Consider the following 20,974-nt stretch of genomic DNA (forward strand, 5'->3'; position numbering starts at 1 on the left):
CGGACCGGACAGCGGCGGGGGTGGTGTGCTCCGAAGGGAGTACCGCCGCCGTTCGGACGCGCCCGCCCGCGGGGCCGTTGCCGTAGCATGGTGCGGGGGAATGCGAATCATGGAGCTCAGGCTGCTGGGGCCGGTGGAGGCACTGGCCGACGGCGCTGACGTGCCCCTCGGAGGCCCGAAACCGAGGCTCCTGCTGGCGGCGCTGATCCTCGCGCGCGGTCGGTCCGTGTCGGGCTCGCGACTGGTCGACCTGCTCTGGGAGGACGACCCGCCCAGGAGCGCCGCGGGACTGCTGCACACCTACGTGTCCGGGTTGCGGCGCGCGCTCGGGCCGGACGTCATCCGCACGGACCAGGCCGGGTACCGGCTCGACCCCGACGCCGTGGTGGTCGACGTCCACGAGTTCGACCGCCTGGCCGCGCGGGCCCGTGCGGCGGCCGAGCGGGGTGAGCACGACCGCGCGCGGGACCTCTGCGCGCAAGCCGAGTCGTGGTGGCGCGGGGACGCGCTGGGCGGGCTCGGCGGCGCGTTCGCGGCGGCCGAGGCCGAACGGCTGCGGGACGCGCGCCTGGCCGTGGTCCAGACGAGGATCGCCGCGCTGTCGGCGCTGGGCGCCGACGAGGTGCTCGTCGGCGAGCTGACCGGGCTGGTGGCCGACCACCCGTTCCACGAGCGGCTGCGGGCGGCGCTCGTGGTGGCGCTGGGCCGGGTCGGCCGCCGGTCGGACGCGATGGCGTGCTTCCACGAGGCCCGCGAGCTCCTCGCCGAGGAGCTGGGCGTCGAGCCCGGACCGGAGCTGCGCGAGGCCTACCGGGCGCTGCTGGCCGAGGAGGACGAGCCGCGGGCGCTGGTGCCCGACGAGCTCCCCGACGACATCCCGGACTTCGTCGGGCGGCGGGACGAGCTGCGGCGGATCCACGGGGGAGCCAGGGTGGTGGTGGTCTCCGGCCAGCCCGGCGCGGGCAAGACGACGCTCGCCGTGCGCGGGGTGCGCACGTTCCCGGCGGAGTTCCCCGGCGGCAGGCTGTACGCGGACCTGCGCGGCTCGCGGCGGCCGTTGGACCCGTTCGACGTGCTCGGCCGGTTCCTGCGCGCCCTGGGCGTCGCGGCCGCCGCCGTGCCGTCGCGGCTGGACGAGCGGGTGGGGCTCTACCGGACGGTCACGGCCGCGCGCGGTGTCGTGGTGGTGCTCGACGACGCCGCGGGCGAACGCCAGGTCCGGCCGCTGCTGCCCGGCGGCGAGGGCTCCCGCTGCGTGGTCACCACCCGGCGGAGGCTGTCGGCGCTGGAGTCGGCCGAGCACCTGGGCATGCCGGTGCTCGACGAGGCCGAAGGGCTCGCCCTGCTGGCACGGGCGGCGGGCGGCCGCGTCGCGGAGGACCCGCACGCGGCCCGCGAGGTGCTGCGGCTGTGCGGGCACCTGCCGTTGGCGGTCCGGATCGTCGGCGCGCGCCTCGCTGCCCGTCCGGATCGGCCGCTGTCGGCGTTCGTGGCGCGGTTGCGGGAGCAGCGGCGGGTGCTCGACGAGCTGGTCGTGGGCGACCTGGAGGTGCGCGGCAGCCTCGCGCTGAGCTACGACGCCCTGGACGAGCCCGGACGGCGGGCGCTGCGCGGGCTGGGCTGGCTCGGCGCGTCCGACTTCGCCCCGTGGGTGCTCGCCGTGCTGCTGGACGTCCCGCTGCTCGACGCGGAGGACGTGGTCGACGACCTGGTGCACGCCCAGCTGCTCGACGTGTCCGGCGGGGGCCGGTTCCGGCTGCACGACCTGACCCGGATCTTCGCCTGGGAACGCGCGGAGGCCGAGGAGGACCGCGACGCCCTGGCGGTGACGGCCGCGCGCGTCGCGGAGGTGTGCCTGCTGCTGGTGGAGCGCGCGGCGGGCGGGACGCCGGTGAAGACGCTGCGCCCGTTGCGCTCCGACCCGCCGACGCAGTCGCGCCGCTGGGAGGAGCTGGGCTGGTTCGCGCTGCCCGCCCGTCCGGTGGACTGGCTCGACGTCGAGCAGGGCACGCTCGTGCACGTCGTGGAACGGGTCGGGGAGCTGGACCTGGCCGATGTGGCGACCAGGCTCGCGACCGCGCTGTGCTCGTCGTCGTTCGCGGTGGAGAACCGGTTCCACCACTGGTGGCGCGCCCACACCGCGGCCTTGGAGTCGGCCCGGCGCGCGGGCGACCTGGCCGGCCAGGCGCTGTTGCTGTCCGGGCTCGGCTGGCTGCGCAGCGAGCAGGACCGGCTGGACGAGGCCATCGACTACTACCGGCAGGCGCTGGACCTGAACGACCGCGCGGACGAGGTGTCCGCCGCGTCCGTCACGCGGCTGCTGCTGGCGAGCGTGCTGCGCGAGCGCGGCGACCTCGTGGACTCGCTGGCCACGCTGGACCAGGTGATCGGTCACCTCGTGGACCCGCGGGCCCTGACGCGGGCGCACCACGGGCGGGGCATGACCCTGCTGGAGCTGGGGGACTTCGCGGAGGCGTGGCAGGAGCTGGACCAGGCGCTGGCGGGCTACGCGGAGCTGCGGGACGCGCACGGGGTCGCCCTGGTGCGGCGGTCGCTGAGCCTGGCCCACCGCGCCGAGGGGCGCTGGGAGGACGCCGCCCGCGAGGGCGAGGAGGCGTTGCGCGGGCTGGAGAGCGCGGGGGACCGGCTGATGATCGCCTACGCCACCCAGTCGCTGGCGAAGGTCCGGATCAGGCAGGGCAGGGGCGAGGCGGTCCGCGCGGCGCTCGGGCACGCGCTGGCCACGTGCCACGAGATGCAGGACGGCTTCGGCGAGGCGCTGCTGCACCGCACGCTCGGGGAGCTGGAGCTCGCCGTCGGCGCGCCCGCGGAGGCCGTGGTGCTGCTGGGGCAGGCGATCGACTGGTGGGAGTCGCTGAGCCTGCCGCTGTGGCGGGCGCGCACCCAGCGCGACCTCGCCGCGGCGTTGGCCGAGGTCGGCGCGACCGCCAAGGCCGACGCCACCTACGACGAGGCGCTGCGCGTGTTCACCCGGCACCGCAGCCGCGAGGCCCGTGAACCCAGGCACGTGCCCGCCCGGCGCGGTTGACCTCCAGGCGCCCGCTCGGCGTCTGAAGCGGATCTGAAGGTCCTCGCCGGATGATCGGTCCGGGAACACCGCCTGCTTCTGGGGGGTCGGTGACGGGGCAGTGTCGAGGGGTCTCTGCCCCGTCACCGTTGATCTTGACCGGATATGGCCAGACGAGGTGAGGGGGCTGGGGAGAACCTTGTCCGGTCAGCACGTCCCGGTACAGGAGGAAGCACCAGTGCAAGCCCAGCTCCACATCGTGAGCACATCGCAGGCCCGGCGTCCGGGAAGGGGGAGCCGCCCGTGATCACGTCCGACCGGAAGGCGCTCGCGCTGGTCCTGCGCACGCTGCACCGCGACCGACCGCTGGTGCTCCCGAACGCCTGGGACCCCGGCTCGGCGGTGGCGGTCCAGGCGGCGGGCGCCAAGGCGGTCGCCACCACCAGCGCGGGAGTCTCGTGGGGGGTGGGGGTGGCGGACGCGGGCGGACTGACCCGCACCGCCGCCCTCGACGTCCTGCGCAGGATCGTCGCCGCCGTGTCCGTCCCGGTGACCGCCGACATCGAGGCGGGCTACGGCTCGACCCCCGACGAGGTGGGGGAGACGGTCGCCCTGGTGCTCGCCGCGGGCGCGGTGGGCGTCAACATCGAGGACAGCCCCGGTGTCGCGGGCGAGCCGCTGCTGGACCCGGACGCCCAGGCCGCACGCCTGGTCGCCGCGCGCGAGGCGGCCGTGGCCGAGGGCGTCGACCTGGTGGTCAACGCCCGCACCGACACCTACCTCATGGGCGTCGGCACACCCGAGGAGCGGTTCGCCGCCACGGTGAAACGGGCGGAGCGCTACGCCGAGGCGGGCGCGGACGTGCTGTTCGTGCCCGGTGTGGTCGACCCGGACGTGATCCGCGAGCTGGTCGCCGGACCGCTGCCGCTCAACGTGATGGTGCATCCGGGTGCCCTGACCGTCGCCGAGCTCGCCGCGTTGGGGGTGGCGCGGATCAGCGTCGGCTCGGCCATCGCCCAGGCCGCCTACGGGCTGGCGGGGGAGGCGGCGCGGGAGCTGCTGGGCACGGGCACGTACGGCTCGCTGGAGCGGGCGATGGAGTACGGCGAGCTCAACGACCTGCTGCGCTGAGCGCGTCCAGGACGAGGTGGACCGTGGCGAGGGCCCGCCACGGTCGCCAGTTCTCGGAGGCACCGTCGAGCGGGGACGCGTCACGGGCGCCGAGCCGCAGCGCGATGTGGTGCGCGGCGGCGGTACCCACCCCGGGTACGGCGGTCAGCGACCCGACCAGGTCGTCGAGCCCTTCGCCGCCGTCGAGCACCACGGCACCGCTCTCGACCGCACGGGCCAGCGCGCCCACCACCCCCGGCTCGGCGGTCAACGCCCCGGCCGACGGGAACGTGCGCACGAGCCCGTACCCGAGCCCGTCGACCCGAGGCCCGTGCTCCTCGACCAGCCGCGCCAGGGTGTCGTGGTCGACCACGTGCTGGACGGCGGTCTCGAACGGCCCCCACGAGCCGGGCACCCGCACACCGGGACGGGCGGTGACCAGCTGTCCGAGGGTCGCGTCCGCGCGCAGCCGCGCCACGGCGAGCGTCTGGTCCGCGTCGACCCCCACGAGCCGGGCCGCGCGCTCCACGACGTGGATCACGCCCTCCCAGTAGGGCAGGTGGGCGCGCAGCAGCAGGTGGTCCGCGCCACCGGGCCCGATCTCCAGCAGCCCCGGAGCGCCGTCCAGCGTGATCGTCCGCCGGTAGTTGCCGTCCACCACGGACTCGACACCGGGCACCGCCCGCTCGCCGAGCAGGACGAGCACCGCGTCCCAGTCGTACGGCGCGGTGAACGGCATCCGCAGCACCAGCCCGCCGTCCGCGGTCAGCCGGTCACCCCGCCTGCGCCGGTCCCGCATCTCGCTCGGCGCCGCCCGGAACACCTCCTTCATCGCCCGGTTGAACTGCCGCAGGCTCCCGAACCCCGACGCGAACGCCACGTCGGCGATCGACAGGTCCGAGTCGTCCAGCAGCCGCCGCGCGAAGTGCGCCCGCCGCGACCGCGCGAACTGGTCCGGCGTCACCCCCAGGTGGTCGTTGAACAACCGCCTCAGGTGCCGTGCCGACACCCCCAGCCGCGCCCCAACCGCCGCCTCGTTCGCCTCGTCCAGCACCCCGCCGATGATCAGCCGCACCGCCCGGCACACCAGCTCCGGCGCCTCGTCCCCCACCGCCCCCGCCACCCGGTAGGGCCTGCACCGCAGGCACGCCCGGTACCCCGCCGCCTCCGCCGCCGCCGCCAGCCCGAACGTCCTCACGTTCTCCGCCAACGGCTTCGCCCCGCACCCCGGCCTGCAGTAGATCCCCGTCGTCCGCACGGCTGAATACGTCGTCACACCCCCATGCTCCCCACCACCACCCCCGCGAGCCGGCCGTTTTCGGACGTCACCATGACGCGGCCGCCACGGGGGATCCCCGTGGCGGCCGCTGTGGTCGGTCCTGCTCGTCCCGTCAGGTCACGGGTAGCTGACCACGTTCACCGGGACGGTGCCCGGAGGCGTGACGCCGCCGGTGTCGTTGATGACGTGGGTGATCAGGCCCTGGTAGTTCAACGAGACCGTGCACAGGCTGTGGAAGCGCACGTTCGAGTTGTTGGGCACCTCGAACGCGTGGTAGGCGTTCACCGAGGGGTTGACGTTGAAGAAGTTGTAGCTGCCCAACCCCCACGCCTCGTGCGAGGTCACGTTGTCGCCGACCTTGTAGGCCGCGTACCCGTTGCGGCCGTTGGGACTCATCCAGCTCGCCTGGTTCGGCACGTCGTAGGGCATCTCGTTCTGGAAGAAGATGGTCTTGCCGCCCTGGCCGTTCCAGATGACCTGGTACTTCTGGTAGTGCTCGACGAACAGGCCGGTGGCCAGCACGTCGTTGCCGTTGACGATCAGCCCGGTGTCCGCCTTGGCCTGCGTCCACCCCCACGTCCCCGCGTTGCCGTGGTCGGCGCGCCAGGCCCAGATGTGGTCGATGATCGTGTTGTGGCTGTTGACGATCAGACTGGTCGTCGCGTTGCCCGCGATCGACCCGCCGATGCGGAAGAACACGTCCTGCAACGTCGTCGGGTTGCCGGCGTGACCGGCGGAGGAACCCGACGGGCCCACGGTCAGCAGCGCGGCCGAGTTGGTCGTGCCCGCGTCGAACAGGACGCCCTTGATGCGGACGCCGTCGACGTCGGCGACCTGCATCGCGTTGACGCCGTTGTCCGGGATGATCGTCGGGTAACCGACGCCGAGGACGACGGTGTTGGCCTTCGTCACGTTGAGCGTCTGGTTGACGTGGTAGACGCCGGGGGTGAAGAAGAGGTTGCAGCCCGCGGCCAGGGCGGAGTTGATGGACGACGCGGTGTCGCCCGACTTCACCACGTAGAACTGGCTCATCGGGATCGACGTGCCGGGGGTGCTGCCGTTGGCCCAGCTGGCGCCGGAGGCGTTGGTGCGCAGCGACGGCGTGAACACGCGGTACTTGCCCGCGCTGTCGACGTAGAGGTAGGGCACGTCGCGGGAGACCGGCGTGGTGCCCAGCGTCGTCTCCGGCGGGTTCGGGAACGTGGTCGCCGGGGCACCGGGCGTGCCCGAGAAGACCATGTTCCACACGCCGCCGGCCCAGCTGCCGAGGTTGCTGTCGCGGGTGTACCACTGCTGCTGCGAGATGGACGCGGTCTGGCCGGACACCTTGGTGTCGGCGATGTAGCCGCCGCTGGCGAAGCCGTAGCTGGCCGGGTAGAGCTGCAGGTTGCCGCGGATGTCCATGCGGCGGAACGGGGCCGCCTGCGCGACCGCCCAGCGGTTGGAGCCGCCGATCGGGTTCACGGCCATGTTCTCCGCGGACCGCCAGAAGTTCTGCAGCGCCACGCCCTGGTCGGACTCGTTGAACGCGTCGACCGTGATGGCGCCGTTGATGACGACGTCACCGGGGTTCTGGCCCAGACCCGCGACCGAGGTGTAGTAGCCGACGTCGTCGTGGACGCTGTAGGAGCCCGGCTTGAACAGGTGCGCGACGCGGCGGTCGGACATCTGCGCGGTGAGGGTGTCCTTGAGCGAGTTGAAGTCGGAGTCGAGCTGCGACTGGATGCTGGTCGCGGACATGCTCGGGTCGAAGATGCGCACGTTCGGGCCGAAGTTCGGGGTGTCCGACTGCGTCGGGCAGCCCGCGGAGGTGCCGATCGTGTACGTGGCGCTCGCGACCGCGGAGTTCGCCAGGCCGGACTTGATGCCGATGGCGTTGATCGTGCGCGTCGACGGGACGCTGATCGGTCCGCTGTAGAGGGTCGAGGACGCGGTGGGCTGCGACCCGTCGGTCGTGTACCGGATGGTGGAGCCCGAGGTGGCGGTGGAGATCGTCACCGTCTGCGCGGAGGAGTACTGGCCGCCCGCCGGGCTGAACGTCGGCGTCGCGACCGGCGTGCCGATCACGTAGGCCGCCGTGGCGACCGCGGAGGTGGTCGACCCGGACTTGACCCCGATCGCCTTCAGCGTGGTGTTGCTCGAGACGCTGATGGCTCCGTTGTAGACCGTCGACGACGTCGTGGGCGTGGACCCGTCGGTCGTGTAGCGGATGGTCGCACCGGAGGTGGCCGTCGAGATCGTGACGGACTGGGCGGTCGAGTACGTCCCACCGGCAGGGGAGAAGGAGGGGGTCGCGACCGTGCTGGAGCCGCCCGAGTGGGTGTAGCTGAAGTGCGGCGTGTCGTACTGCGGGCCGCTCTTCTCGTAGGTGAACCAGTAGTCGACCACGTTGCCCGAGGACAGCGAGCCCACCGTCTGGGTCCACGTCCCGGAGTTGTTGGTCATCCGGAAGTTCTGCTGGTTCGCCCCGTTGACGAGGTAGTGCACGTCGACGTAGACGGCCGCGGTGGTCGGGGTGAACGAGATCCGCGCCTCGGTCGCGCTCAGCGACGTCGCGCTCTGGGTGTAGTCGGCCGCGGCGGCGCTGCCGGTGACGCTCGTCAGGACGAGCAGCGCGGACGACGCCAGCGCGATCAGACCGGTGCGCCAGCGCGAGCGCCGTCGTCCGGTGGTTTCAGGGCTCCGGTTCACGTGGGGCCACCTCCAAGCAGGGAAGATCGTGCAGGGACTGCGTGAGAGCGCTCCCACAATCGGGACGATAAACCCATCGGGGCCGACGCGGAAGAGTTACACGGAAGAAACAAGGGGCCTATTGGTGAATACACGGGCGGGAGGGCCCCTTGTGCCGGTCGCGCGGTCACTCCGGGCCTCTCGACACTTGCGCTGAACAGGCCTGATGTGCTTCGCGCGCACACCCCTACTAGGTGCCCGAGCTATTCGGCTGGACCGATCGGTCGCGTCCTGTGCCGGCCTCCGGTGCAATGCGGGCGACCGCGATCGTGAGAATTCCGTGATGGGAATTTACCGGCAGGACATCGGCGGGGTCCAATTCTCCCTTTCGGCCCGCCCGACGAGCCCCGACGACACCTACGGGGCGCGCCCCGGCTTTCGCCGGAACGCGCCCCGTGCAGGGATCCTTCCGCGGTCAGAAGGACGTCAGGGTGATCTTCACCGAGCTGGGCACGCCGTCGAACACCAGCGACTCGAAGCCGCCGACGTCGTCGAACGCGAACCCGTAGGCCTTGCCGTCCACCATGTTCGCGTGGATGTTCTTCGAGTAGTGGTCGGTGACGGCCCGCGTGTAGAACTGCGAGCCGTCGTAGGTCGGCTGCGTGTGCAGGAAACCCAGCGTCGAGCGGTGCAGCGACGCGCACAGCGACCGGGCGAGCGGGCCGACCACGTCGTCATTGGGCGCGGCGAGCTTGCCGTCGCAGCCGAACACGTCCTTGGTCTCGGGCTTCGGGAACGACGCGACCTGCCTGCCGGTCGAGTCGGTGAACTGCAGCACCCCGTTGCCGTCGGTGCGACCCGTGTACTTGAGGTTCGGCTGGAACTGGAACGGGGCCACGGTGAGGTCCGTGCTCTTGTAGGTGTTCCAGGTGTCGGTCAGGTACCCGTCCAGGTAGGTCGGGTCGAAGCCCGAGTCCATGCCCAGCCGCGGCGCCAGCACCCGCAGCCTGGTCCCGTCGGCGCGCTGGTGGACCAGCTTGCCCCACGGTCCCGGCTCGTCGGCGATGGCGTCGAAGATCGCGTCGCGACCGCCGGGCTTGAGCTCGCCCGCGGTGTTCGTGCCGCGCTCACCGGTCACCGACACCGAGTGCGGGACGCTGAACATGTCCACCTGCGAGCTGTTGAGCCACAGGCCCGCGTCGTTGTAGGTGAACTCGCTCCAGTCGAACAGGGTCTCCCGGTTCGGGTCGCCCCCGGCCCACGGCGCGGGCTGCACCAGGCCGTCCTGGCTGAGCAGGAACGTCAGCTTCTGCCCGAACGCCATGTACATGCGCCCGGAGATGCCGCGCGGCAGCTGGATCGTCTTCGCCGACCCGTTGCCGGGCCCGGCGATGGCGACGTCCGGTGCCGGGCTGGGCGGGTTCGTCCCGCCGGTCCACGGCGTGAACGCGCCCGCTTCGTCGACGTAGCCGAGCTTCCCGCTGGCCAGGTCGGTGCCCAGCACGTAGAGGAAGACCTCCTCCGCCCTCCCCGAGTTGTTCGCCACGCTCAGCGGCAGCAGGCCCGGTGGCTGCGCCGCGTGCGCGGTGGACGTGACGCCCAGCGACAGGGGCACGCTCACCGCCAGCGCGGTGAGCAGGTGGATCAGTTTCCTGGTGCGCACTAGGCCACTCCAATCCCCGTTGACCGGGTGTGCTTCGTGAGAGCGCTCTCCAGAGGGAGCGACCCCATGGTTGGAGTGGCGAACGGCGCAGGTCAAGGTCGACCACACGGTCCTGTGGTCCAAAACCTGTGGAGCTTTCGGCGACCTTTCGTCGCTGTTCGGAGGTTTAAGGCCAGGTGACCGGGCGGTTCGGAAGACGGGTATTGGTCACACCGGGGTGGGCGCCAGATCGCCCAGGATGGCCTCGCCCTTGGTCAGCCACGCGAAGCCGAACGCCAGGATCGCCGCCGACTCGAGCCACAGGGCGGGGTGCAGCCCGGTGTCCGGGAACAGGTTCACGACCACGATCAGCGCCAGGCACCCCAGGATCACCGCGCCCGACACCGCGTACACCCGGTTGCGCTGCACCTTCCGCACCGTGGGCCTGCTCTTGTCGGACTTGCGGAACAGCACCAGGCAGAAGTAGGCGAGCGGCAGGAAGAAGAACGCGGCGAACACCAGGTGCAGCACGCCGACGACGCCCTGGAGCGGGGTGTGGCCGCCCTCGGGCGTCGTGGGGAAGAGCCCCACACCGATCGCGGCGAACCCGGCGACGGTCGCCGTGGTGTTGTCGAGCCGGTCGTAGCCCCGGTAGGACAGCAGGAACACCCCGACCGCGCACATGGCGCCGACGAACACGTTGCGCATCGGGCTGTAGTAGTAACCGCTGATCGAGTCCAGCAGCCCGTCGCCCGCCAGCAGCGACCCGACCACCACGACGAACGGCAGCAGCACGCCGACGAACCCGATCGCCCTCCTCAGGAACAGGTAGGAGTGGACGAGCGAGTCCTGCTGGTTCATGGCCGCCTCCGCCGCGAGTGCCTCTACCGGGTAGATCGGCAGGGTACGGACTGCTCCGCAGCCGCCATCGGGGTGCTCGTGCCCATAACGCGATCAGCTCCCGGTCGTTGGACAGGGCAACCGAGGCGGAGAGGGGCTGGGAATGCTGCTCGAGGACGGCACCGAGCTGAACGTCGTGAGCACCGGCGACCCGGACGCGGACGTGACGGTCGTGCTCGCGCACGGCTACGCGCTCGACCACCGCTCGTGGTGGCGGGTGGTCGAGGCGCTGGGCACCGACTGCCGCGTCATCGCCTACGACCACAGAGGACACGGGAAGTCCTACCCGGCCACCAGGGAGACCGCGACCGTCGAGCAGCTGGCCGACGACCTCGGCGAGCTGGTCGAACGCGAGGTGCCGACCGGGCGGGTCGTCCTGGTGGGACACTCGATGGGCGGAATGGCCGTGATGGCCATGGCGGAACGCCGCCCCCGCCTCTACCGCCAGCGGGTCGCGGGCGTCGTGTTCGTCGCGACGGCCACCACGGGCCTGGCCGAGACGTCGCTGGCGTGGCCCAAGGGCGTGGGGAAGCTGGTGCGCGAGCTGGAACGCGCCTTCGGCCCGATCGTGCGCGCCGTCCGGGAGAAGATCGAGCCCGCCAAGACCGCGGGTCTGCGCTGGTGGCTGTTCGGCGACCGGCCCCGCGCCGAGGACGTCGAGCTGACCGCGGAGATGGTGTGGGCGCACTGGCCCGAGACGATCTCCCTGTTCCGCCCGGCCGTCGACCGCTACGACCGCGAGGCGGCGCTGACGGTGGCGGGGGAGCGGCCCGTCATCGCGGTCGTGGGCGACGAGGACCGGCTCTGCCCGGAGTCCGACGCGGAGGCGCTCGCCCGCGCCGTGGGCGGAGAAGCCCTGGTAGTGCCGGACGCGGGGCACATGCTGCCGCTCGAACGACCCGACGAGGTGGTGGCCTGCGTGAGGAGGCTCGCGAACTCGGAGTCCCGCGTTCCATGATCGAAGGCTAGGGTTTTGCCATGGTGGCCCTGAACGCCTGGTACGGCGACGAGTTGATCAGCCTGCACGGCGCTGACGACCTGAACGTGTTGCTCGACCGGATGACCCGCGAACACGCGGGAGCCCAAGCACCCCCGCTCCTGCAGATCTCCAGAAGGGAACGGGGTTCCTGGGCGATCCTGCACATCGGACTGAACCGCGACCGAGGGGTCGTCGGCCACACCGACAAGTCGGGAGCCGTCCTCAGCACCGACGGCACCCCGCCCACGGGTCCGGAGCTGACCTACGACCACCGGGGCGAGGCGCACCCGATGCCCTCCAACGCGGAGGTCCCGGCGGCGAACGTGCGCCAGGCCGCGCACGACTTCCTGCGGACCAACGGCGCCCGCCCCACCTGCGTCCAATGGCAGGCCACGGTCTCGCCCGCGGACTGACCCCGCTGTTCCCACGCCCCGTCGGCCCGTCGGTCCCCGCGACCGGTCGGGCCGACCGAGTTTCCGGCCCCGGAACCGGTACCGCGCCGACCGTTGTACGTGCCGGCGCGCTTGTCCTCTGTGTACGGCGACGCCTCGGCAGGCGAGGGCCGACCGCGTACCCGCTGCGATCGGTGCGGTCGAGCGCGCCTCACGTGCCGTCGAAGACCGCCAGCTCGGCCAGCGCCCCGCGCAGGTGCGCGGCCAGGTCCCCGTCCGCGGGACCGTCGACCCAGCGCCGGAACGCGACCCGGAACACCGCCACGGCCACCTCGGCGACCAGGTCCGGCGCGTCGGCGCCCCGTTCGCGCAGGACGGTCGCGAGCGCCGCCGACCAGGACGCGAGCTTCATCAGCTCCCGCTCCCGCAGATCCGCCTCCGAGGTGATGACGGCGGTCCGGCGCAGCACCGACTCGCGGTGCGGACCGAGCTCGGCGGCCAGCGCCTCCAGTCCCGCCGCGACCGCGTCCCGCGGGGGCGTGGTGTCCGGGGTGGCAGACACCGCGTCCACGAAGACGGCCTGGAGGCGTTCCTCGTTGCCGAACAGCACCTCCTTCTTGTCCGCGAAGTAGCGGAAGAAGGTCCGTTCGGTCAGCCCGGCCCGTTCGGCCACGGCCGCCGCCGTCGTGCGGCTGAACCCCTGCTCGGCGTACAGCTCGAGAGCCGCTTCCTGCAGGCGGCGGCGACCGTCGGGCTCCCAACGACTCATGGCGCCATCCTACGGAGATGTCAGTGGATGACATCGACGCTGTCGGTCAGGTCGTGACACGCCGGAGTGCCCCCTCGCGCGAGGGGGCACTCCGGCGGTACGGGGTCAGGCCTTCAGCGTCGGGTAGTCCAGGTAGCCGACGTGGTCGCCGCCGAAGAACGTCGACTGGTCGGCGGGCTGGTACGGGCCCTGCGCCGCGAGCCGCTCGGGCAGGTCCGGGTTCGCCAGGTACGACGAGCCGAACGCCACCAGGTCGGCGCCGATGTCCTCGAGCGCGTCCTGCGCCGCCTCGTGCGGCTGCAGCGGGTCGGCGTCGCGGTGCGGGTTGACCACGAGCGTGTGCGGCCACGCGGCCCGCAGCTCCTTGGTCAGCTCGCGGTTGCCCGCGACCTCCATGATGTGCAGGTACGCCAGCGGCAGCTCGGCCAGCTCGGTGACCAGCGCCAGGTACAGCTCGCGCGAGTCGCCCTCCTCGATGCCCTGGATGAGGTTGGCGGGGGAGATGCGCAGCGCGGTCCGCTCCGGCCCGATGGCCTCGGCCACCGCGCGGACGACCTCGACCGCGAACTTGATGCGGCCCTGCACCGACCCGCCCCACTCGTCGGTCCGCTTGTTCGCGCTGACCGACAGGAACTGCTGGGTGAGGTAGCCGTTGGCACCGTGGATCTCGATGCCGTCGAACCCGGCCGCGACGGCGTTGCGGGCCGCGACCACGTGCTCCTCGATGATCCCGACGATCTCGTCGTGGGTCAGCTCGCGCGGGGTCGGGTACTCCTGCATGCCCGTGTAGGTGAACAGCTGGCCCTCCGGGCGCACCGCGGACGGCGCGACCGGCTCGGTCCCGGAGTTGTCCGGGTGGCTGATCCGACCCGCGTGCATGACCTGCGCGAAGAACGCGGCGCCGTTGGACCGCGCGGCCTTCACGACCGGCTTCCAGCTCTCCACCTGCTCCTCGGTGTGCAGGCCCGGCGTGTTGGTGTAGCCCTGACCGGTCCGGCTGGGCTGGATGCCCTCGGTGATGATGAGGGCGGCCGTCGAGCGCTGACCGTAGTACTCCGCCATGATGTCGGTCGCGTGGCCGTCGCGGGTCGCGCGGCTCCGCGTCATCGGGGCCATCGCGATCCGGCTCGCGGTCTTCACGGTGCCGACGGTGGTCTCTTCGAACAGCCTGCTCATGGTTCTCTGCTCCTGTTGTGTGACCCCGGCCGTCAGAGCTGGCCGGGGAAGAATCCGTGGCGTGAGAGGGGCGCGACGAGCTCGCGCTCCTCGTAGGCGAAATGCGAGAGCAACGTGTCGGTGAGCAGGTCGACCGCCTCGGTGATGGGACCGAAGTCGGTCGGGTCGCCCGCCAGGTGGACCAGCGCCGCGTCGACGCCCTCCAGCACGGTGTGGATCGCGTGGTGCTCCTCGGTCAGCCGGTCGAGCACCGCCCCCAGGTCCCGCTGACTGCGCCTCAGGTGCGGGAAGATCTGGCCGGTCTCCATGCCGTGGTGCTGGGTCAACGACACGCACTGCGCCTGGCACGCGCCGTGCAGGGTCCAGTTCGTCGCCCGGATCGTGAGCCCGTTCAGCTCCCCGCGCGCCTCCCCGATCCCGGTCTCGCCCTCCTTGACCCGCCGCAGGATCTGACGGACCTTCGCCAGCTCCGCGCGGTAGTGGTCGTGCACGGCGATCAGGTGGTGTCCCGCGCTCAGTCCGCGCCGGGAGAACCGGACGCCCTCGTCCGGCTCCGGCGCGCTGGGCCGGTCCGCCTCGCTCAACACCGACTTCGCGCTGCTCCTCGTGCTCGGAGCCGCACTGGGGACCAGTCCGGTCCGCCGGGTGACCCACCCACCGGTGGCGTGGTCCGACATGTCCTGGCCTCCTCAACTGTGCTGGCCCGAATATAATCTGTTCAGCAGAACATCTGTCAAGTCGAAAATATGCCCAGACGACGACACACGGTGTAAGCTGCGGCAATGGCGATCGCCCGATCTCACGACCTGGCGGAGGGCGACACCCTCCGCCGCGACTTCGGCTGGGCCCTGGGTGTCGTGTTCCGCGCTTACCTCAAAGCCGCCAACGAGGCCACCGGCACCCTCCCCGGCGGCCCCCGCGGCCACCAGGTCCTCGAAGCCGCGACCCGCCAGCCCCCGGTCAGCCAGAGCGTGATCGCCCAGGAAATCGGCATCGACCGCACGGTCATGACCTACCTGCTCGACGACCTGGAACGCGAAGGCCTCCTCACCCGCCGCCCCGACCCGGCCGACCGCCGCAGCCGCCAGGTAGTCGCCACCGACAAGGGCGTCCAACGCCTGGAGCACCTGCGCGCCCTCATCGCCCGCGCCCAGGACTACGTATTGCAGGACTTGGACGAGACCGACCGCACCGCCCTCCGCTGCCTCATGCAGCGCTCCGCCCTCAAACTCGACTCCCTGGACCCCACCGCACCCTGCAACGTCATCCAGGACATCACCGACTCCAACTGCCCCTGACCCACCACCCCATCCGACTGGCCCTCCGATCCGGCTGTCCCACCCAGCCACCCCTGATCCGGCTGTCCCACCCGGCCACCCCTGATCCGACTGCCAGCACCCGGTCGCCCCCTGCCCCGGCTGCTCCCTGACCTGGCCGCCTTGCCCCGGCCGCCCCTGGCCCTGTCGCCCCTGGCCCGGTAGCCCTTGGCCCAGCAGCCCTGCCTTCACCTACCGCCCGGCCCCAAGCCGCCCACTCCCCGCGCGCCCACAGCCCGGCCGGACCCGGTTCCACCCACCTGCCCCCCCGCGCCCCCGCACCGCGCCAGCAGGACCACCACCCGGATCCCACTACCCGCCTTGGGATACCACCGCGCCAACCAGCACCTGCAATCAGCGCCAATCACCAGCCGACCCCCAGACACCACCCAGCCCCACAACGTCGGAGCCCTCCCCGGACACCACCTCTACGGGCACAGCGCACCCCAGGCACCCACTACCAAATCCCTTTCGTGCTCCCCACCATCAGCCAGCATCCACCACCCACCCCGCCCGGCAACGCGTGCCGGGGCCAAGCGCCAGCCCTCCCACAGCACCCTCATCGGCCACCGTCCCGCCCAGCAACGCCAGCCACCCCAACTCACCTCCCCTCCAAGCCCTGCCCATCGCCCACCTGACCACCCACCGCCACCCAGCCCTCGTCTCGACACCACCGCCACAGACATGCCTCCGCTAGCCACCAACAACCGAACACCTTTCTCCCACAACGGAAACCGCCCTCGTCGAACTAACCCACGAAGCCAACCCACCGCCCACTCACTCCTCACACCACCCGCCAAACCACTCCGTCCTCACCGAATCCGCCAGCGAGACCACACCCACCCTCCCTGAACTCAGGCTGGCGCCTCACTCCCGAGCCACCCACCAGGTCGCCTTGACCTTCCCCCTGCGCCCGCACTCCTCCACCCGCCCCGCAAGCGCGCCCGACCCGTCGCCGCACCTCGTCCCCGCTTCACCTCCCGAATCACCTCGGTCCCGTCCACATCCCTCCTCACCAAACCCACCGGCCAGACCACACCGTCCCTCCGCCGAACCCAGTCCGGCGCCTCACTTCTGAGCCCCACCCACCGGATCGCCTCGACCTTCCCCCTGCGCCCGCACTCCTCCACCCGCCCCGCAAGCGCGCCCGACCCGCCGCCGCACCCCGTCCCGCCCCACCTCGGCCCCCGCCCACATCACCCCTCACAAACCCACCAGCGAGACCCCCACCCACCGATCACCCCACCCCTCCACAAACATCAGCCGCCCTCCCCAACACCTCCCGCGACGCCCCCACCGACAACGCCACCGCCTCCACCTCCTCAAGCACCCCCCGATACACCGCCACCTCCCCCTCACCCTCCAGGAACACGTCCGCCACCAACCCCTCCAACCGCACCACCGCCCCCTCCGCGCTCTCCAACACCGCGAACGACCCCCGCACCCCCGCGTGACCCCCGACCCCGGTCGGCACCACCCGCACCACCGCCGGACTGAGCACGAGGTGCATCAGCTGGTCGTGCATGACCTCCCGCCCACCGACGGGACGCGCCAACACCTGCTCCTCGACGAAGAAGGTCCCTGCGGCCCGCCCCTCGATCGCCTCCTCGCCGATGGCCCGCGCGTACTCCGGCGTCCGCAACAACCGCGGCACCACCATGCACTGGTACTCCACGACCCCGGTCGCCCGCGCCTCCTCCACGCCCAGCGCCCCGCGCGGCCGAACCCACACGTCCCGCCCGGACTCGCGGCTCAGCGACACGAGCCTGGTGAACTCGGCTCCCTTCACCCCGCACACGGCCAGGTACGCCGCCACGTCCGTCTCCGAGACCCCGCGCACCCCCGTCTCCAGCTTCGACACCTTCCCCGGACTCCACCCCAGCTCCGCGGCCAACCTCCCGCTCTGCCACCCCGCCGCCACCCGCTTTCCACGCAGCTCTCCGCCCAGCTGGCGACTCCGCGCCGTGGACCTCCGAGCGTCCTGTTCGGACATCCCGCCCCCTCTCCTCCGTCTGGAAAGGACTGTATTGACCGGCACCGACAAAAACGGCCGCCGCGGAACCGCCCGATGGAATGATCATCGGCCATTGCATGACCAACGGGACTGGGATCTCATTGACCAGTGAGCGTGGAACCGTTGGCAGAGCTGGTGAACCGGGGCTTCTTCTTCCAGACCGTGCCGGATGCGAAAGGTGAGATCGCGGTCGTGGTCGGTTCGTACGGCTGGCACGGTTATTACGACCGCATCCACGTGTGGGGTGAGGACGAGGCGGTCGCCGCACGGGAGCTGAGCGACCACCGGCCGTTCAGCGGCAACGTGGTCTGGAGCTACGAAGGGAGCGCGTCGGACACGGCTCAGGCGCTCCTGGACCTGCCGAAGCCCGGTGAGCCCGGCGCGCCGACGGTGGCCAGGGCGGCTCCGTCGACCCTCTGGCTCCCGTCGATGTCCACGCGAGGGCAACAATGATCCAGACACCAGGAGGAGCCGCCCTTGCTACCGCAGGAACACCTCATCGCCCGAGTGGTCGAGCTGTGCCGTGCCGACGACCGGCTGGACGCCGTGCTCCAGTACGGCTCGTTCCCGCAGGGGAGCGCGGACGAGCACAGCGACATCGAGTTCTGGTTGTTCACGAGTGCCCGGATCGACGCGGCGGAGTGGTGCGCGCGCATCGCCCCGATCACCCACCACGTGCGCAACGAGTTCGGCGCCGACGTGGTGTTCTTCGCGGGCTTGGTCCGAGGCGAGTTCCACTTCGCCAGGGACATCGCCCAGGTGCGGGAGTGGCCCGCCCGCGGCGCGTCCGTGGACCGCATGATCGTGCTCGACCGCTCCGGTGCCCTGCGTGCGGAGCTCGACGAGGTCCCACTGCACCCGACGCTCCCCGCGGCGGCCGAGGTCTGCGGCCGGTTCGCGAACTGGCTGGTCCTCGCCCACCACGTGCGGGCCAGGGGCGAGATGCTGCGCGCGGCCGACACGATGGCCTACGTCCGACGCCACCTGCTCTGGATGGCCAGGCTCGCCGAAGGCGCCACCGACCACTGGCTCACACCATCACGCCTGGCCGAACGAGAGCTCTCTCCGCGCGTCCGGATCGACGTCAGGACCCCCGAAGCCGCCTGGCGGACCGGCCGAGCACTCTGGCTCGAACTGAACTGCCCCGTCCCAGAGGCGCTCTTCGCGGAACTCGACGCCGCCCTGACCTAGCTGTACGAGCCCCCACGCCAATCACCGGGGTACCACCATGTCCTGCGCCTAACGGGACAGCTCACGCTCCAACGGCGCCCGGAACCGGGGCTGCACCCGCACAGAACCCAACCACCCGAGCAACTTCTCGGCCTCACGGGCGACCAACGCCTCCGCCTCGGCACCGACGTCCTCCAACAACCGCCACACCACCTCACCGCCCGGTCGCTGCGCCCAACCGCCGACGACCCGCCCGTCGCACCACACGGTCGGCCCGGCGTTGCCCATGGTGTCGAACAGCTGAGGCACGTGCGCGGGGGAGAGGTACCAGTCGCGGTCGCGCCACCCCATCGCGGTCGAGTCCAACCCCGGCAGCAGCGCGACCCACGGCTCCGGCTCCACGACGGGTCCGGCGTCGCCCGGCACCACGTACCCGGTGCCCTCGGCCAGCTCGACCTCCTCCATGCCCACCAGCGCCTTGCGCGTCGCGGTGAGCGACCAGCCGGTCCACCACTTCAGGTCCGCCACGGTCGCGGGCCCGTAGGAGGCCAGCCAGCGCCGCGCCAGCTCGGCCTGCGCGTCCGCGATGGGCATGGCGGGCCACGGGGAGGCGGCGGTCCAGCGGAACTGGCTGCTGATCCACGTCCCGCGCGGCCTCGTGCGCCGGATCAGCCCGTCGCACGCGAGCACCCTGATGATGCGGCTGGAGACGTTCTGCGTGGCTTCGTAGGACTTTCCGGCCGCGACGACGACCTGCTCGCACAGGGCGGGCACGTCCTGCCCCAACTGCACCGCGGTCGCCTCGCCGCGAGCCCGCAGCGCCTCCAGGGTCTGCTGCTCGACCTCGGCGAGCCGCCGCTCATCCCAGCCGACACCGTCGCGGAGGTAGGTGACGAGCTTGGCCCGCTCACGGGCGGCGATGGTCACGCCGGTCGACCCGGCCACGACGGGAGCGAGGTCCGTGGGCACCACGAACATCGTGCGCCGCATGGCCAGCAGCTTGTGCAGCGTCACGTCCTGGTAGAGGGCGCGTTCGACGGGCTCGTGCCCCGGCGTCCGCAACCGGGCCGCGATGGACAGGAACACGGTGGCGGGGTCGGTCGCGTGCACCGCGACCAACGCGTCCGCCACCTCCTCCACGGTGTCCACGTGCACCGAAGGGGAGAGGAGGTGGCGGATGCCCACACGCGCCCGGCGTTGGGCCACGTCGATCACGGTCATGCCGCCATCCCACCACGAACGGCGGGGTGCACGGCCTCGAACTCGATCCTCTAGAGCACGAACGTCCCGACCACCCGGTCCCCGACCTGCGACACGACCGCTCCGCAGCCCACCAGTGCCGCGATCGCGGGGGCGTTCTCCGGCGTCGTGTCCGCCACGACTGTCTTCCACTTCGACTCGACCGCCCGCCTAAGGACGGCGCGCAGGGCACCGGACCCGATGCCCTGGCCCCTGGCCGACCTGCCCAGCCACATGCCGGTTTCGACGACGCCGTCGTGGCCGGACGGCGTCAGCCGGATCATGCCGACCGTCCGGTCGTCCGCCACGACCTCGTACATCACCTCGTGGTGCTGGCGGTAGAACCGGCGGAACGCGTCCTGCCGGGTCGGCGACCAGCCGGGTGGGCCGTCGACCGGGGGCATCACGTCCCACTCGGTCGCCTCGGCCACCGCGACGGCGAGGAGCCGTTCGATGCCGTCGGCGTCCAGCGGGGTCAGGTGCACGGAGTGGGGCATCGGGCCATCGTGCCGGATGGATCTACGCTGGGCGCGGACAAGGCACATCTCGACGGTAGGACTTCGATGTCGGCTACGCGGCTGCTGGTGCTCGGCGTGGTGCGCGGGTACGGCCGTGCGCACGGGTACCTGGTGGGCAACGACCTGCTGTCGTGGGGCGCGGACGAGTGGGCCAACGTCAAGTGGGGGTCGATCTACCACGCCCTCAAGCAGCTCACCAAGGAAGGCTGCCTGCGCGACGACCTGGTGCCGCCCGGCCGGACGGACTACGAGCTGACGGACAAGGGCGAGGCCGAGTACCTCAGGTTGCTGCGGGACTCGCTGCGGCGTCCCGAGCTGCGGCCGGACATGCTCGGCGCGGGCCTGGCGATGCTGCCGTCGTTGACCCGCGACGAGGCCGTCGGCCTGTTCAAGCAGCGCTTGGAGGAGCTGGAGGCCAAGCGCGACTCCGCCCAGGAGCTCGGCCGCTCCTGGGAACGTCCGCCGCACGTCAAGGAGCTGTACGGGCTCTGGGAGCACTCGGCCGCGAGTGGTGCGGAGTGGACGCGCGGCATGATCGAACGCCTTGAGGGCGGGGCCTACCCGATGATGGGTGAGCCGGGCTCGCCCGGCCCCGCGGGCAGCTGGCACGAGCCGCTGCCGGAGTAGGCGGTTCGCCCCCTTGACCCGAGGACATGCTTGTGGCCCACTATTCAAGTTTGAGTATTCTCCCGGCCGCAGATAGGGTCGCGTTCTCGGGTACCACCGGGTTCGGCGGGACATCACACCAACGGGCGGAAAGCGGTCCGGTCGC

Annotated in this window: 18 protein-coding genes; 8 read left to right on the forward strand and 10 right to left on the reverse strand. The window is 71.7% G+C overall.

Annotated elements, in window-relative coordinates; translation table 11 throughout:
• Nucleotides 1-100: 100 nt before the first annotated feature.
• Complete coding sequence (locus CLV43_RS36810) at nt 101-3,049, forward strand: AfsR/SARP family transcriptional regulator (protein WP_245887235.1); 2,949 nt, start codon at nt 101-103, stop codon at nt 3,047-3,049.
• Between the two features lie 282 nt (nt 3,050-3,331).
• Entirely contained in the window at nt 3,332-4,159 is an 828-nt protein-coding gene (locus tag CLV43_RS36815; protein ID WP_342749843.1) for an isocitrate lyase/PEP mutase family protein, read from the forward strand.
• On the opposite strand, the gene CLV43_RS36820 is transcribed toward CLV43_RS36815, so the two are convergent.
• The 4 genes from CLV43_RS36820 to CLV43_RS36835 all read right to left on the reverse strand — a co-directional run bounded on the left by CLV43_RS36820 (nt 4,140) and on the right by CLV43_RS36835 (nt 10,590).
• Entirely contained in the window at nt 4,140-5,414 is a 1,275-nt protein-coding gene (locus CLV43_RS36820) for a helix-turn-helix domain-containing protein (protein WP_106193403.1), read from the reverse strand. The two genes, CLV43_RS36815 and CLV43_RS36820, sit on opposite strands and share 20 nt — an antisense overlap.
• Nucleotides 5,415-5,534: 120 nt before the next feature.
• Entirely contained in the window at nt 5,535-8,108 is a 2,574-nt protein-coding gene (locus tag CLV43_RS36825; RefSeq protein ID WP_211304723.1) for a chitobiase/beta-hexosaminidase C-terminal domain-containing protein, read from the reverse strand.
• Between the two features lie 454 nt (nt 8,109-8,562).
• Nucleotides 8,563-9,750 (reverse strand): beta-1,3-glucanase family protein, encoded by a 1,188-nt coding sequence (locus tag CLV43_RS36830; protein WP_106193405.1) that lies wholly within the window; start codon nt 9,748-9,750, stop codon nt 8,563-8,565.
• Nucleotides 9,751-9,957: 207 nt separating this feature from the next.
• Complete coding sequence (locus tag CLV43_RS36835) at nt 9,958-10,590, reverse strand: DUF998 domain-containing protein (protein ID WP_106193406.1); 633 nt, start codon at nt 10,588-10,590, stop codon at nt 9,958-9,960.
• Nucleotides 10,591-10,732: 142 nt separating this feature from the next.
• Here CLV43_RS36835 and CLV43_RS36840 point away from each other — a divergent pair, with 142 nt between their 5' ends.
• Both CLV43_RS36840 and CLV43_RS36845 read left to right on the forward strand, forming a co-directional pair.
• Complete coding sequence (locus CLV43_RS36840; protein WP_106193408.1) at nt 10,733-11,587, forward strand: alpha/beta fold hydrolase; 855 nt, start codon at nt 10,733-10,735, stop codon at nt 11,585-11,587.
• A gap of 20 nt (nt 11,588-11,607) precedes the next feature.
• Nucleotides 11,608-12,021: an Imm1 family immunity protein gene (locus tag CLV43_RS36845; RefSeq protein ID WP_106193410.1), complete on the forward strand. Its 414-nt coding sequence runs from the start codon at nt 11,608-11,610 to the stop codon at nt 12,019-12,021.
• A gap of 190 nt (nt 12,022-12,211) precedes the next feature.
• Here the strand turns inward: CLV43_RS36845 and CLV43_RS36850 are convergent, their stop codons facing one another.
• The 3 genes from CLV43_RS36850 to CLV43_RS36860 form a co-directional block, all read right to left on the reverse strand.
• The gene (locus tag CLV43_RS36850) at nt 12,212-12,769 is read right to left on the reverse strand and encodes a TetR family transcriptional regulator (protein ID WP_106193412.1); all 558 of its coding nucleotides are present in this window, start codon (nt 12,767-12,769) and stop codon (nt 12,212-12,214) included.
• Nucleotides 12,770-12,874: 105 nt separating this feature from the next.
• Entirely contained in the window at nt 12,875-13,945 is a 1,071-nt protein-coding gene (locus tag CLV43_RS36855) for an alkene reductase (RefSeq protein ID WP_106193413.1), read from the reverse strand.
• Between the two features lie 32 nt (nt 13,946-13,977).
• Nucleotides 13,978-14,622 carry a hemerythrin domain-containing protein gene (locus CLV43_RS36860; RefSeq protein ID WP_106193415.1) on the reverse strand — a complete coding sequence of 215 codons (645 nt, stop codon included), beginning with the start codon at nt 14,620-14,622 and terminating at the stop codon, nt 13,978-13,980.
• A gap of 105 nt (nt 14,623-14,727) precedes the next feature.
• Here CLV43_RS36860 and CLV43_RS36865 point away from each other — a divergent pair, with 105 nt between their 5' ends.
• Nucleotides 14,728-15,243, forward strand: coding sequence for a MarR family winged helix-turn-helix transcriptional regulator (locus CLV43_RS36865; RefSeq protein ID WP_106193417.1), 516 nt, complete (start codon nt 14,728-14,730; stop codon nt 15,241-15,243).
• A gap of 1,255 nt (nt 15,244-16,498) precedes the next feature.
• On the opposite strand, the gene CLV43_RS36870 is transcribed toward CLV43_RS36865, so the two are convergent.
• Nucleotides 16,499-17,254: a helix-turn-helix domain-containing protein gene (locus tag CLV43_RS36870; RefSeq protein WP_106193418.1), complete on the reverse strand. Its 756-nt coding sequence runs from the start codon at nt 17,252-17,254 to the stop codon at nt 16,499-16,501.
• 144 nt (nt 17,255-17,398) lie between these two features.
• On the opposite strand from CLV43_RS36870, the gene CLV43_RS36875 reads away from it, so the two are divergent.
• Together CLV43_RS36875 and CLV43_RS36880 are read left to right on the forward strand one after the other, a co-directional pair.
• On the forward strand, nt 17,399-17,728 hold the full coding sequence (locus tag CLV43_RS36875) for a hypothetical protein (protein ID WP_146175039.1): 330 nt from the start codon (nt 17,399-17,401) through the stop codon (nt 17,726-17,728).
• 24 nt (nt 17,729-17,752) lie between these two features.
• A complete protein-coding gene (locus CLV43_RS36880) occupies nt 17,753-18,466 on the forward strand; it encodes a hypothetical protein (RefSeq protein WP_146175040.1) in 714 nt (237 codons plus the stop codon).
• Between the two features lie 48 nt (nt 18,467-18,514).
• Here the strand turns inward: CLV43_RS36880 and CLV43_RS36885 are convergent, their stop codons facing one another.
• Together CLV43_RS36885 and CLV43_RS36890 are read right to left on the reverse strand one after the other, a co-directional pair.
• Entirely contained in the window at nt 18,515-19,666 is a 1,152-nt protein-coding gene (locus CLV43_RS36885) for a winged helix DNA-binding domain-containing protein (RefSeq protein WP_106193423.1), read from the reverse strand.
• A 50-nt stretch (nt 19,667-19,716) separates the two neighbouring features.
• Complete coding sequence (locus CLV43_RS36890) at nt 19,717-20,181, reverse strand: GNAT family N-acetyltransferase (protein WP_106193425.1); 465 nt, start codon at nt 20,179-20,181, stop codon at nt 19,717-19,719.
• Nucleotides 20,182-20,247: 66 nt separating this feature from the next.
• Between CLV43_RS36890 and CLV43_RS36895 the strand changes: the two genes are divergently transcribed.
• A complete protein-coding gene (locus CLV43_RS36895) occupies nt 20,248-20,829 on the forward strand; it encodes a PadR family transcriptional regulator (RefSeq protein WP_106193426.1) in 582 nt (193 codons plus the stop codon).
• Nucleotides 20,830-20,974: the final 145 nt, after the last annotated feature.

The sequence above is a fragment of the Umezawaea tangerina genome, assembly GCF_003002815.1.
In the GTDB taxonomy this organism is placed as follows: Bacteria; Actinomycetota; Actinomycetes; order Mycobacteriales; family Pseudonocardiaceae; genus Umezawaea; species Umezawaea tangerina.

Excerpts from the sequence above, each read along its gene's own strand:
- CLV43_RS36810 (WP_245887235.1), top strand. The coding sequence starts at position 101 with ATGCGAATCATGGAGCTCAGGCTGCTGGGGCCGGTGGAGGCACTGGCC.
- CLV43_RS36835 (WP_106193406.1), bottom strand. The coding sequence starts at position 10,590 with ATGAACCAGCAGGACTCGCTCGTCCACTCCTACCTGTTCCTGAGGAGG.
- CLV43_RS36840 (WP_106193408.1), top strand. The coding sequence starts at position 10,733 with ATGCTGCTCGAGGACGGCACCGAGCTGAACGTCGTGAGCACCGGCGAC.
- CLV43_RS36845 (WP_106193410.1), top strand. The coding sequence starts at position 11,608 with ATGGTGGCCCTGAACGCCTGGTACGGCGACGAGTTGATCAGCCTGCAC.
- CLV43_RS36850 (WP_106193412.1), bottom strand. The coding sequence starts at position 12,769 with ATGAGTCGTTGGGAGCCCGACGGTCGCCGCCGCCTGCAGGAAGCGGCT.
- CLV43_RS36855 (WP_106193413.1), bottom strand. The coding sequence starts at position 13,945 with ATGAGCAGGCTGTTCGAAGAGACCACCGTCGGCACCGTGAAGACCGCG.
- CLV43_RS36860 (WP_106193415.1), bottom strand. The coding sequence starts at position 14,622 with ATGTCGGACCACGCCACCGGTGGGTGGGTCACCCGGCGGACCGGACTG.
- CLV43_RS36865 (WP_106193417.1), top strand. The coding sequence starts at position 14,728 with ATGGCGATCGCCCGATCTCACGACCTGGCGGAGGGCGACACCCTCCGC.
- CLV43_RS36870 (WP_106193418.1), bottom strand. The coding sequence starts at position 17,254 with ATGTCCGAACAGGACGCTCGGAGGTCCACGGCGCGGAGTCGCCAGCTG.
- CLV43_RS36885 (WP_106193423.1), bottom strand. The coding sequence starts at position 19,666 with ATGACCGTGATCGACGTGGCCCAACGCCGGGCGCGTGTGGGCATCCGC.
- CLV43_RS36890 (WP_106193425.1), bottom strand. The coding sequence starts at position 20,181 with ATGCCCCACTCCGTGCACCTGACCCCGCTGGACGCCGACGGCATCGAA.
- CLV43_RS36895 (WP_106193426.1), top strand. The coding sequence starts at position 20,248 with ATGTCGGCTACGCGGCTGCTGGTGCTCGGCGTGGTGCGCGGGTACGGC.